This window comes from Bacillus sp. FSL M8-0256 (assembly GCF_038005765.1).
Classification (GTDB): domain Bacteria; phylum Bacillota; class Bacilli; order Bacillales; family Bacillaceae; genus Bacillus; species Bacillus safensis.
Genome location: NZ_JBBOTU010000001.1, coordinates 527,215 through 539,846, shown reverse-complemented (window position 1 = coordinate 539,846; position 12,632 = coordinate 527,215). Strand labels below are relative to the sequence as shown.

Genomic DNA, 12,632 nt, shown 5'->3' with positions numbered 1-12,632 from the left:
TGAAAGATAAAATAAGACATCAGCCACCTAATTTTCTCTCCTTAAAAATTCGTTTTTTCATTGTCAGCCTTAAATACAATGTGTAAAAAGCAAATGCCGCAATAAACAGCATTACCACGACTGTTAGAATTCGCAGCATATTTTCCATGCCGCTTCGTTTAACTGTTTTGGTTTCTGCTCTATTGGATTGTTCTACTTGAATATGTCCATTCCCTGATGTTTTGATTTGTACATGTGGTGTTTGGACTGTTTGTTTTGTTTTCTTTAAATCCAGCCATTCACTAGAAGGAATTGCATCCATCAGCGTCATCAGATTCTGCAATCCAGTTATTCCGGATTCCACATCATAGGACAGCCCGATTGCGGCTGATTGAAGATGCTGGATGGATTGAATCTTTTGTTCTATTAAAATATTTGAACCTTCTTGGTCAGACGCTGGCTCTACTGATTGCTGAGGATATAAGGTCATGCCATGAAGCATGGCGGGCTTCGTCACGAGTGGCGGAGCACCGGCTGTTTTCCACGTATGGTCCGACAGCTGTACCTGTCCAAACAGACTGGACACATGCCTTGATATCACTTCATAGCCTTGTTGAGATATGGCATCATGCGGCACCTCGAATGCCAGTGGATAGAGACCTTGCTGCGCAAGAAACTCAATACCTTTTGTCAGTTTTTCTTCTGTATAGATGGTTTCTTGCTGCTGATTCGATCTCGTATAAGCATGGAAGTCTTTTTCATTCGGAAAATGGCTTTCACTTTGCTTTTTCTCGGCTTTTTTTGGGTCATTTGACGTAATGGACTGATCATTCTTTGCATCCCAGAACTCAAAGTCCTGACCAGAATCCTCTGTTCGATACGTACGGCTAAATCCATGAAGAATAATGCTAGCTCCATTACTTTGCAATTGTTTTAACACTTTTACGAGCTTCGGGCGGTCACTCAGTGTCACTTCATCGCCTGTTGTTCGATCCACCCAAATAGGGGTTACCGCTATCAGAAACGGGATATGCCGAGTGGATACATATTGTCCAAGCTCAAGCAGCTTCTTTTCGTCAGTGACAGGACTGATGTTCCCAAGCTTTAAATACTTTGTGGTCAGCTGATCAGAAGAAGGCAGGTGTTTTTCTAGCACTTCTGCAAGAAGCTCGCTGTGCTGCACGACATTTAAGATTCCAATATAGGCCGCACCTTCCTTTGTTTGAATCACAAATGGAAGATCAGCTTCATGCTTCTTCAATAGAAATTCCCTTTGCAAGTCTGCCCCTTGAACCGTTAACGCAGTGATCCTTTTCTCTAGCTGACGGTAAGTGGGATCATCTGTATATTTGATTTGACTCGTGTGTTCTTGTTTATGAAAAGTAAGTTTGGAAAATGGGCGAAGCTGGTCCGCATTGTACCCAATGGCTATTACCTTCTGTGATTCGTTCATCGCACGAATTGTTTTTTTCGGTAAGATTCTCTTTATTTCCCCTAGGTAGATGACTTGTTGAAATTCACTGATTCTCTTTTCGGCCAAACGTTCATCAGATACAATCGTCGTCTGTTTGGAAAAATGTCCGGCGAGTAGATCCAGCATATGCACTGCTGGAGTCGCTTCTCCCGATTCTGTTGAATAAACGATCAGGGTATCTGGCTTGGCAAGCGCGTCGGCTGAAGCCATGTATTGAAACGAAAGAATGAAAAAAAGAGCCATCATCAAACAGCATTTCATCAAAGAATTAAAGTTCATTCATCATCATCTCTTTTTCTAGTTCTTCTAAAAATTGCTCTGGCGTACGATAATCCGAACTGCTTGTTAAATGACAGACATGAAAAGTCAGGGTGACTTCACGACCGTTTAACAGCACATGCTTTTGCAATTTATCTTTTAGCTTCTCAAGGACGACAGAGACATTCTCTTCTGGTGTGTGAGTAAGCAGCAATCCTATTCGTTCTTCGGATAATCGAAATTTCTTATCAGTTTCTCTGACACTTTCGCGGATCTTGATACTTAATTGCTGAAATAGGTGCTGCATTTCTTTTTCTCCATATAATGATTTGAATTCCGCTGCATAATGGATATGAAGAAGGATAAAAACGAATGGCTGTTTGTAGCGTTCTGCCCGTTTCATTTCCTCGGATAATTCCAGCTTCATCCGATCTGCATTGTCAAATCCAGTTGTCGAGTCAATCGCCACAAATTGTTTCATCGCCTGCTTTTGTTGTTCTATGGTGTGACGCATCGTCTTGATCCGCTCATGCAAGCTTCCTGCTGAAATCGCGAAAAAGAGAAGAGCTGCGCCCCAAACCACCACATCCTGCAATGTTTGATTGGAAAAGAAGGGATTTGTGTGGCCAAGCTCTGTAAAGAACATAGCACTTCCTATAAAGAACAGCATCAGCAAGGTAAAAATTAATGCTGGTAAGATGCCAAATAAAATCCCGCATCCTAACACGACAAAAGTCAGTGTGATCATCAAAAAGCTCTCTGCATCAAGTACGCCAAGGTAGCCCATAAATAAAATAAGACCTGCAAACGTGAGGAGCAGAGAATAATATAAACGATACGTATTACTGAATAACCGATTCATTAAAAAGCTCCCTTTCTGCAATGAGAGGCAATAAGTTGTCAAATGAGTGTGTGTCTTTTTCGTTCATGTATCCTCCATAATAATCCTTGAGAGGATCTTGAATTTGTAATTCTTTCATGCGGTCATACACCTCTTTTGCGAATTCCGGTTCGTTTCGTTTAAGAGCATACAAGATGACCAGCGCATATACAGAAGGAGATTCATACGTCACTGATGGCTGCAATGTGCTCAGTTTATATCTACCGTACAGCTTTCCTTCTTTTTTAAAAGTCGTTTTAAGCCATTTCATGATCGCGGACGTATTCACCTTTGCACGATCGGCATGTAGAGCCGTATAGAGTTGATCAATCATATTGATTTCTCGATCAAACGAATAGACTTTTTTCTTTATGTCATAGGATTTAGGAAAGAATCCTTTTTTTCTCGGTGCTTGTTTTAGAATGGTCAATTGGTTACTCGTCATTTGTTTCGTGAATATTTTGAGGGATTCCAATTCTTTGATTGCTTTTGGGTCTAAATATGAGAGTGTGATTGTGTGTGAAGTTCGATTTGTTGATGCATCATAATAATCGGACAAGATGCCTCTATACATATTTTTGTCTTTTAACGCTTGTGCGATTTCTTTTGCTGTGGTTTGATACGCTGCATTCTTCCATAAACGATCTGCCTTTTGAAGTGCCGCCACTACCCGTAAATCATCAACTAAGGCATTGGCCTTACTTTTTTGATCAGATTCGATTTGCCAGCTGAGAAGATGATGGTCTAGTAAAAATTCATCTTGCAGGACACCAAATTGTTGGTCAAAAGAATTTTGGTCTTTTTTTCGAACAAGATAATCCATCCAAAGCCCAAGCGATTCAGATAAGTAGATATGCTGCTCTGCAAATGAAGTGCGAATCATGCCTTGATCTGTCATGAGGTGATGAGTAATAAAATATTCTCCAGGCAATACAGGCTGTGGTGATACTGGATAAGCTGATTCCTTCTGCTGCTTCCAGGTACATCCGCCTAGTAGAATGACAATGAGTAAAACAATACCTATGCGATGTATGGGTGTATCCATTCGTGTCCCCTTTCAACTCCCGTTCTCTTAGCATTCCAACGATTTATTATAGATTGTTTCTGTTTAAATTTAAATAAATATTTTATACCAAATTACGAGTCTTTTCGCATAGACATTCCCATTTTCAGAAAAACAATATGTCGATATGCTTGATTACATTGGAAAACCCATGCGTTTCCGCATGGGTTTTTATAATACTATTGATCTAATTTTAATTTCTTTAATTGCTCAGCCAGTGCGTTATTGATTGGTTCTTCCACTTTCTTTTGTTTCTTCATATATTTAGACACATCATGCTTACTGGCTCTCTTTTGATTGGATTGTGATTTGCGTTTTTCGAAAACAGACAGTTTTTCTCTATGGCCGCACACACAAGCGAAGATTTTGCCATCGCCTTCTCCGCGCAGCTCGAGCTTTTTATGGCAGTTCGGGCAGCGTGCGTTTGTTTTCTTCGCCACATTTTTACGGTGGCCGCATTCTCGGTCTTGGCACACGAGCATTGTGCCATGTTTTCCGTTCACTTTCAGCATAAGTTTTCCGCAGTCCGGACAATGGGTGCCAGTGACATTGTCATGCTTAAAGGTTTGGTTCGTCTGTTTGATTTCAGATACAGCTTGTTTTGCATAGGACTTCATTTCACTCATGAATTGAGAAGCCTTCAGCTGTCCTTTTGCGATTTTAGAAAGCTTTTGTTCCCACTCTGCTGTTAATGCTGGAGACTTTAGGTCTTCAGGCACTAAGGAGAGCAGCTGCTTCCCTTTCGATGTGATGAAAATATCTTTGCCCTTTTTCTCGATTAAGAAGCTGTTGAACAGTTTTTCAATGATATCGGCTCTTGTGGCGACTGTCCCTAGTCCGCCTGTTTCACCAAGGGTTTTCACTAAGTCCTTTTCCTGATTTTGCATAAATGCCGCTGGGTTCTCCATAGCAGATAGCAAGGTTGCTTCATTAAAACGAGCAGGAGGTTTCGTTTCTCCTTTTGTTTCTTTCAGCTGGCGCACTTCAAGTGATTGCCCTTCGGAAAGTACCGGCAGATGCTGATCTGCTTCGGCTGATTCCTCGTCTTCATAGGATTCATCATACACGGCTTTCCAGCCGGCTGATTGCACGGTTTTTCCTTTTGCTGTGAATGTTTCACTGCCTATTTTGGCGATCACCGTTGTTTCCTCGTATTCAAAAGGATTCATGAGTACAGCAAGGAATCGTTTGGCAATAAGATCATACAATTTACGCTCTTTATCACTTAATGCACCAGGATACAGCTCTTCCTCGGTTGGAATGATCGCATGGTGATCTGACACTTTTGCATCGTTGACGAAGCCTTTGTGCGCTTTCACACCTGATTGTAAAATGCGGTTCACATGCTGAGCGTACGGTCTGACATTCATTCCTTTTAATCGATCTTTTAATGTAGGAACGATATCCGCTGAAATAAATCGTGAATCTGTACGCGGATATGTCACAAGCTTATGCTGCTCATACAACCGCTGAAGCGTAGACAAGGTTTCTTTCGCTGAGAAGCCGTAGCGTTTATGCGCATCACGCTGCAATTCAGTGAGGTCGTACAGCCCTGGAGCAAAAGCTTTTTTCGCTGTTTTTTTCAATGCATCAATCACTGCTGGTTTTCCTTTGCAGCCTGCCAAACGCTCTTTTATGGCATTCTCTTGGAATGTGCGGTTTTGCTTTGTTTTGGCATCCTGCCACGTCAAGGTAAGTCCATCTACTTGTGCAGTCATTCCATAAAACGGCTTTGGCTGGAATTGCTGAATGTCTTCTTCTCGTTTGGCGATCATGGCAATCGTTGGTGTTTGTACCCGTCCGCAGGAAAGCTGTGCATTGAATTTGGTCGTCAGCGCCCTTGTTGCGTTGATCCCTACAATCCAGTCTGCCTCTGCACGTGCAACCGCTGAGCGATACAGATTATCATATTCTCTGCCGTCTTTTAGTCGTTTGAAGCCTTCTTGAATGGCTTTGTCCGTAACAGATGAGATCCATAGTCGTTTTAGGGGCTTTTTCACATGCGCTTTTTCAAGAATCCATCTTGCGACAAGCTCCCCTTCACGTCCAGCATCTGTTGCGATGACAATGTCTTTTACATCTTTTCTTGCAAGCTGTGCTTTTACTGCTTGAAATTGTTTACCTGTCTTTTTCATGACGACAAGCTTTAGCGGCTCTGGAATGATCGGCAAATCCTCTAAACGCCAGGATTGAAATTCTTTTCCGTAGCCTTCTGGATCAGCCAGTGTGACCAAATGGCCAAGGGCCCACGTTACAATGTATTGATCTCCTTCTAAAAAACCATTTCCTTTTTTATGACACTTCAGCACACGTGCTAAGTCACGTCCTACTGAAGGTTTCTCTGCTAATACAACTGTTTTTGACACTAGATTTCACATCTCTTTCTTCTATCCATCCTTTTATTATAGCAGACGTGGAGATGTGGTTCTAATGACGGATTATTTCTTCAAGCGCTGGATGATTTCGTTTGTGATTTCTTGTGTTTGATAAGCCCCGCCGATGTCTGCCGTTAAAAAGCCGTCTGCTGTGACTGACTCGATGATTTCAAGCAGGTGTGTACCCAGTTCTTCCTCACCGAAATGATCAAGCATGAGTTTAGCGGTCCAAATTTGACCGATTGGGTTGGCGATTCCTTTTCCTGCAATGTCTGGGGCAGATCCGTGTACAGGCTCAAACATGGATGGATATTTGCCATTCACATTGATGTTGGCGGCAGGCGCCACGCCAATACTTCCCATAATCGCAGCCCCAAGATCAGTTAAAATATCGCCAAATAAATTGCTGGCAACAATCACATCGAATTTCTCTGGTCTTGTCACAAAGAAGGCTGAGAGCGCATCAATGTGCTGCGAGTCTGCTGTCACCTCTGGATAATCCTTGGATACGTCTTGAAACACTTCATCCCAAAATGGCATTGTATGAACGATTCCATTCGATTTGGTTGCACTTGTCACATGCTTTCGTCTTTTTTCTGCTAATTGAAAAGCAAAGCGCATGGCTCGCTCTGTCCCTTTTCTGGAGAAAACAGCATTTTGAATGGCAAGCTGATCTTCCCCTTGATAGATGCGGCCTCCGATTTCACTATATTCACCTTCACCGTTTTCTCTTACAACAAGAAGATCGAAATCCTTTGGCTGAGCAAGCGGGGAGCGAATACCGCTCAGCTGTTTTGCAGGTCTAACGTTAATCACCTGCTCAAATTCACGTCTAATTTTAATCAGCAATCCCCAAAGCGATACATGATCCGGCACTAAATTGGCATCTCCGACTGCCCCTAAGAAAATGCTGTCAAAGGCTTTCAGTTGTTCCAATCCATCCTTTGGCATCATTTCGCCATGCTCTAAATAATATTCACAGCTCCACGGAAAATCCTGAAAGGTGAAAGACAGACCGCCATGCACATCTGATATCGCTTTCAAAACTCGGATGGCTTCAGGTACAACTTCCTTTCCAACCCCGTCTCCTGGTATTGCTGCAATTGAAACATGCTTCATTGATTTTTCCCCCTTCGTCATCGGTCGACCGTCGACCATTTAATTCGAGTTTACTAGAGAGTGTCTGTTCTTACAATGGACAAAAGACGCTTTTTTGATCAAAGCGCCTTTTTATCCTGCATCAGCACATGGGGCTTCTGTTTCTTTCTTCCTGTACTTTTTTTATCTGAAAGCAGCAAACCTCCTAAGGTCAGTGCCGTTCCAAGCGCAGACATGAGGGTCAATCTCTCGTGAAGAACGATCATTGAAATGACCATCGTAATAATGGGCACTCCATAAATATACACACTCGATTTCACCACACCGAGCGTTTTCACAGAAAAGCTCCATGTCAGAAAACAAATGGCAGATGCGAAAAGGCCTAAAAACAGCAAGTGGAAGGCAAACGATGGATTCGTCAATCGTTCCCAGTCTAAACGAATTTTAAAATGCCAGATCAGTGGAATCATCCATAGCAGTCCGTAAAAGAAGACACGCCTTGTTACCTGAATGATATGGTAGCCATATTGGTTGATCATCTTCGATAAAATGGAATAGAATGCCCAGACGATGGTGGCCGTTAAAGCTAACGCATCACCGAGTGGATTCAATTGAAACGTGGTCATTCCATTCATGCTGATCAGCACGATTCCCGTCATTGCGATGAAAAAGCCTATGAAAAACCGGCTGTGCAGCGGCTCATCTTTTAATAAAAAATAAGCCAATAAAAAGGAGAAGAAGGGGACAACGGAGCTGATGACACCTGCATTCGAAGCGAATGTATAAGTAAGTGCGACATTTTCTAAAAAGTAATATAAGACCACACCGCATAAACCTGCCAGCGCAAACATCCCTTCATGCTTTTTACTTCGCACCTTCATGGTGACTGGATAGATGATCATCAGAGCCAAGTACCCTATAAAAAAACGGAAAAATAAAATCTCTGTTGGAGAAAAAGCCGTTAATAATATTTTGGTAGAGATAAAGGTAGATCCCCATAAAAAAATGGTGAACATGGCCGCCAAATGACCAAGCAGCTGTTTATTTTTCATCAGCAGTTACCTGCTTTGCAAAAATTTGCTGATACTGCCCTGGCGTAAGCCCAATAAATTCTGAAAAGAAATGACTCAAATGACTTTGATCAGAAAATCCAGCAGAGGCAGCCGCATCTACAGGCTTTACTCCTTGGGCAAGAAGCTCCTTCGCATAGTTCACCCTGACTGTCTGTAAATAACGATACGGCGTGATGCCTCTGAACTTTGTAAAAGCACGCAGCAATGAATATTTGTTCATGGACACAAGCTCACCTAAGTCATCTAACGAGATATTTTCCGTGAGATGTGTTTCGATATATTGCTGTACGTCTTGGACTTTTTGTTCGTTGGCACGTGCGGGTGATGCTTTTTCCTCTGATGTATCAGCATAGGCTTCAATCAATTGTTTCATAAAGAAATAGAAGGTTTCCTGTTTATTCAAAGCAGGAGCTTCTTCTGTGATCATTTGATGTAGATCATATAATGGCTTTGTTAGTTCACTTTGTGAAAACACAGGGGCTTTAAAATGCGGTTTGTGCTGAAAGACCTTCTCTAGCACCTCTGCTTCAATATTTAAGCAGCGATAATCGAGTGTCCTGTGATCAATTTGTTCACATGCGTGATTATCATACGGATTGAAAAGAAGGATATCACCCTTTTCAATGATGTATTCTTGATTTTGGCAGATCAAACGTCTTTGACCATCTTCAATAAATCCAATCACATAATATGTATGAAAATGATTCGGGAACTTTTGCATGATGCCATGAAAGCGATACGCTTCTATTTGCAAGTTTTGATCAAAATGTACAGTTCGTTCCTCTTGTGTGTTCATGTCGATCCCTCTTTTCACTGAACTGATCATAAGTGTAGCACACCCTTTTTCTCTTGGATTGTACGATATTGACTTTTCGATGCAGGCTTGCCTAGAGGGAAGAACTTGGATAACATGAGACAAAAGATGATGTATAAAAGAGGGAACGATGGAATGAATTCATTCGAGTTGGAAAAACCAGCACCGTATCATATGCAATTTTATGAACAGCTGAAGCAAATGATTTTTGATGGCCAGTTTCAGCCAGGGGAGCGCATCAATGAAACACAGCTTGCCAAGCAATTTGGCGTAAGCCGATCACCGGTAAGAGAGGCCATGAGGCTGTTAGAGAAAGACGAGCTTTTAATCGCGGATCATCGCTCAGGCTATTCCGTCTATACGTTAACAGAAAAAGATGTTGAGGAGCTTTATCAAATTCGGGCGGCATTAGAAACCCTTGCTGTTGAGCTTGCCTGTAAGGAAGCCTCACAAAGAGAAATGGATGAAATTGAGCAGGTTCACACGCAGGCGGGCGAAGCGATCAAGGAGCAGCTGCCATCTAAAGAGATCGTCCAGTTACATGAAGCCTTTCACCAAAAAATCATTTTAGCGAGTCACAATGACCGTTTATCCAAACAATTGAATCACGTGAATGCACTCATTCACTATTGCCGCATCTTCCATTTTAGCGGCGGGGCCCGTGCTGAAACCATTCAAAGGGAGCATACAGCCATCTATTCTGAAATAAAAGAGCGCCGCTCCACAGAAGCGGTTCAAGCAATGAGGGAGCATTTATTACATGATGTCATGCACTTAAAACAAGTACTCTCTAAAACAAACAAAGAGTAAAGGACTTTTCCCATTTTTTAAGCATTCCATGAACATATTTTGAATTTTTCGTAGATTTCAGCATGTCCAGACGATCTTTCGTTTATATTAGAAGATGAGAAACTAGCTTTTATACAGGAGGATTTGTATATGCATACAAGTATTAGCCGTCTTCGACAGGCGGGTTTTATTGAGGGTATGTCTCTTTTAACCCTTCTTTTAATTGCCATGCCTCTAAAATATTTTGCGGATATTCCGATGGCAGTCACCATTGTAGGCTCTCTTCACGGCGCATTGTTTGTCATCTATATGCTCATTTTGGCATATGTGACTTTTAAAGTTCGCTGGCATTTGAAATGGTCCATCGCTGGTTTTTTTGCGGCTTTCATTCCTTTCGGTAACTTCGCCTACGATAAGGTGCTCCGCCAATATGATACAAAAGCTTAATCAAAAAGGGCTAAAACGACATTCGTTTTAGCCCTTAGTCTTCACGCTGAAGCGTCCTGATAAAGGAACGCTTTTTTATATTGATGCATATTTCACAATGGCTGCTCGACGCGTCATGTCGTGATACGCCACCCATAATTCATCACCAGGCAAGACGCTGGTGATTGGATCAATTGGCTGTTTCACTTCATACATCATGCCATTTCTCTCAACCTGAATGATCGCTAACGGCAGATTGCCGATGACGCCCGCAAATTCAACATTGGTCACTTTTGCACTTCCTTGTTTCTCTTGCATGAGACCCATTTCTCTATCCAGCTCTTCTTTCTTTGTCTGGATCGTGATTTGAGTGCCCGCTGCGACCTGCATATGATCAGGGATAAACTGGCTGACCGTTTTTGTGATAGACTCATCTCCGTTTGAAACCGTCACATCAAGCTGAATAGGCTTTTGTTCATGGATGGCAATTGGATATTGCTTCACACGCTGGATCGTTCCTGTTAACGTCACATCTTTCCCCGATCGATTCCGCACTTCATGGCCATAGGCTGCCATTTTGAGCTGGCCGTTGATGTCGACAAGATCGGCTTTTTCTCCTGTTGTAAATTCAAAACCAGCGGCTTGAATCATCGGAATGGTATACCTTTTCTGATCTGCTTCAAATGTAAGCGATAAGACCGTGCCTCGTCCTACGGTTCCATATGATTCTATATTTCTTAAAACAGCGCCTTTGATGAACTTTGGCTGACTTGGCTGCGAGAAGTCACCTTCTTTTAAGAGCATCGCCTTTTTCTTCTGCGGATTATAGAGAATGGCGATACGCTGACCCGGCTGTGGTATCTGGGTATAGGATACAACCGTTTTAATCGTCTTCTCGATATTTTGCCCATCATATTGAAATTGCAGCTGCATTTTGATAATCGGCTGTTCGTTGATGTAGGTGCCCGTTTCTTTAACAGACACAATATTGGCTTCTAATGTGACACTGTCTTTGATTTTGTTGTTTCTCACCAATCTCAAAATCGGCGGCAGGAAGATGGCTAGTACAAATAACAGCAATGGAATAAACAGCCATATTGCCCAGTTGAGAATGAGCGGTCCGCCTTTCATGACATATTGCATAAAGGTGTCAAATGATGTTTGGTGAGCAGGGCTTGCGTTTTCGATTGAGATGACTTTTTGCAAAGGAAATTCCTTTAGCTGTTTGCTTTTCGTCTCAAATGCACCCGTTAATTGATTTTCGAATGAATAATAGATCCAATCACTTTTCACATTTTTATGGAAAAATAGTCCTTCTCTGTTTAAATTTTCATATGAAAACGACTGAAAAAGCTTGCTGACAGACGTCGTCTTATTCGTGCGGTGGTTGTAAATATAACCAGTCAGCTTGCCTTTTGCTTCATCCTTTGCTGTAGAGCCTGCAAGAAGAACTTCTTCTTCATTAAGCTGGTAGATAAAGGTTTGATAAATCGGTTTTGGTGTTGGGACGACTTCACCAAGCCCTCCATCTGCATTCACTTTCCTTGGTCTTTTTGGATAGTTAGATTCGACAGCGACGGCAAAGTTTTGGGATGTTCCGATTGTTTTTGCTAGCTGCTTCTCCACTTTATCTTTAATGAGGCTAAACGGTTCAGCGTTTTTGGAGACATAGACCCCAAGCTGATGCTTATCGTTTGAGACTCCGCTGACATATGCTTTCTGGTCATTTTTTAAAGTCAATTCAAATATAGGTATAGGCGTCTGGCCTCTAAAGGAGTTCATGACGGCATCGATGGAAACGGGTCTTGCTGGCAGGTTCAGTTTGTTGAGATTGTGCACATGAAAAAACTGACCATTCTTTAGCTCACCTAGGACGGTAGCGGCACCTTCCATTTCTCCTGTAAACACAAGCCGTCCATTCCATTGATATGTATTCGTTTTTAAAAACGAGGGTATCTGCAAGTTTTGTTTAATGAGCTCTTTCTTTTCTCCGCTAGGCGTTAGTTTCTCGATCAAAAGCTTCCCCTCTTTATTTTTTAAAGCAAGTAAGAGATTGTTACCTTGAATGGATGGCAGCATTTCATTAAACGTATCGCTTTCCGTGGTCCATTCACTGATTATTTTTCCTGATTGAGGATCATACATTACAAAATGGAGCTGCTGGTCTTTTGATACAGCACTCACCACTCGTTTCCCTTCATCAAATGTAAATATTCGTCTGACGTCATATTGCGTCGCTTTCCCTGCTGACAAATCATCTTGGTAATGGTTCCACACCAAGAAACTAAGAATGATTGCTGGAATAAAGAAGACAATATATCTGAGGAAGATGACTGGTACTCTTTTCACTTGATCGCTTCCTTTCTTGAGGTTCCTTTCACTTATACGTCAGTACAGCGAAAA

Annotated in this window: 10 protein-coding genes; 2 read left to right on the top strand and 8 right to left on the bottom strand. The window is 42.0% G+C overall.

The features are described from left to right. Positions 1 to 19: 19 nt before the first annotated feature. From NSQ76_RS02650 to NSQ76_RS02620, 7 genes are all read right to left on the bottom strand, one after another. On the bottom strand, positions 20 to 1,732 hold the full coding sequence (locus NSQ76_RS02650; RefSeq protein WP_034622885.1) for a DUF2334 domain-containing protein: 1,713 nt from the start codon (positions 1,730 to 1,732) through the stop codon (positions 20 to 22). Then, on the bottom strand, positions 1,722 to 2,573 hold the full coding sequence (locus NSQ76_RS02645) for a GGDEF domain-containing protein (protein WP_034622886.1): 852 nt from the start codon (positions 2,571 to 2,573) through the stop codon (positions 1,722 to 1,724). The genes NSQ76_RS02650 and NSQ76_RS02645 overlap by 11 nt, the downstream gene beginning before the upstream one ends. Next, positions 2,554 to 3,636, bottom strand: coding sequence for a glycosyl hydrolase family 8 (locus tag NSQ76_RS02640; protein ID WP_034622889.1), 1,083 nt, complete (start codon positions 3,634 to 3,636; stop codon positions 2,554 to 2,556). The genes NSQ76_RS02645 and NSQ76_RS02640 overlap by 20 nt, the downstream gene beginning before the upstream one ends. 197 nt (positions 3,637 to 3,833) lie before the next feature. Next, entirely contained in the window at positions 3,834 to 6,020 is a 2,187-nt protein-coding gene (locus NSQ76_RS02635) for a DNA topoisomerase III (protein WP_034622892.1), read from the bottom strand. 72 nt (positions 6,021 to 6,092) lie between these two features. Next, positions 6,093 to 7,148 carry a tartrate dehydrogenase gene (locus NSQ76_RS02630; protein WP_034622893.1) on the bottom strand — a complete coding sequence of 352 codons (1,056 nt, stop codon included), beginning with the start codon at positions 7,146 to 7,148 and terminating at the stop codon, positions 6,093 to 6,095. Positions 7,149 to 7,246: 98 nt separating this feature from the next. Next, on the bottom strand, positions 7,247 to 8,179 hold the full coding sequence (locus NSQ76_RS02625; protein WP_024425568.1) for a DMT family transporter: 933 nt from the start codon (positions 8,177 to 8,179) through the stop codon (positions 7,247 to 7,249). Continuing rightward, entirely contained in the window at positions 8,169 to 8,996 is an 828-nt protein-coding gene (locus NSQ76_RS02620; RefSeq protein ID WP_056765201.1) for an AraC family ligand binding domain-containing protein, read from the bottom strand. The genes NSQ76_RS02625 and NSQ76_RS02620 overlap by 11 nt, the downstream gene beginning before the upstream one ends. Positions 8,997 to 9,149: 153 nt before the next feature. Between NSQ76_RS02620 and NSQ76_RS02615 the strand changes: the two genes are divergently transcribed. After that, positions 9,150 to 9,824: a GntR family transcriptional regulator gene (locus tag NSQ76_RS02615; protein ID WP_034622987.1), complete on the top strand. Its 675-nt coding sequence runs from the start codon at positions 9,150 to 9,152 to the stop codon at positions 9,822 to 9,824. 129 nt (positions 9,825 to 9,953) lie between these two features. Continuing rightward, complete coding sequence (locus NSQ76_RS02610; protein WP_008347156.1) at positions 9,954 to 10,250, top strand: DUF3817 domain-containing protein; 297 nt, start codon at positions 9,954 to 9,956, stop codon at positions 10,248 to 10,250. Positions 10,251 to 10,325: 75 nt separating this feature from the next. Here the strand turns inward: NSQ76_RS02610 and NSQ76_RS02605 are convergent, their stop codons facing one another. Beyond that, positions 10,326 to 12,578, bottom strand: a complete 2,253-nt coding sequence (locus NSQ76_RS02605) for a hypothetical protein (RefSeq protein ID WP_341052230.1) — start codon at positions 12,576 to 12,578, stop codon at positions 10,326 to 10,328. Positions 12,579 to 12,632 lie beyond the last annotated feature (54 nt).

What these genes read in the sequence shown, in the direction of transcription:
- NSQ76_RS02650 (WP_034622885.1), bottom strand. Translation starts at nt 1,732, where the DNA reads ATGAACTTTAATTCTTTGATGAAATGCTGTTTGATGATGGCTCTTTTT.
- NSQ76_RS02645 (WP_034622886.1), bottom strand. Translation starts at nt 2,573, where the DNA reads ATGAATCGGTTATTCAGTAATACGTATCGTTTATATTATTCTCTGCTC.
- NSQ76_RS02640 (WP_034622889.1), bottom strand. Translation starts at nt 3,636, where the DNA reads ATGGATACACCCATACATCGCATAGGTATTGTTTTACTCATTGTCATT.
- NSQ76_RS02630 (WP_034622893.1), bottom strand. Translation starts at nt 7,148, where the DNA reads ATGAAGCATGTTTCAATTGCAGCAATACCAGGAGACGGGGTTGGAAAG.
- NSQ76_RS02625 (WP_024425568.1), bottom strand. Translation starts at nt 8,179, where the DNA reads ATGAAAAATAAACAGCTGCTTGGTCATTTGGCGGCCATGTTCACCATT.
- NSQ76_RS02620 (WP_056765201.1), bottom strand. Translation starts at nt 8,996, where the DNA reads ATGAACACACAAGAGGAACGAACTGTACATTTTGATCAAAACTTGCAA.
- NSQ76_RS02615 (WP_034622987.1), top strand. Translation starts at nt 9,150, where the DNA reads ATGAATTCATTCGAGTTGGAAAAACCAGCACCGTATCATATGCAATTT.
- NSQ76_RS02610 (WP_008347156.1), top strand. Translation starts at nt 9,954, where the DNA reads ATGCATACAAGTATTAGCCGTCTTCGACAGGCGGGTTTTATTGAGGGT.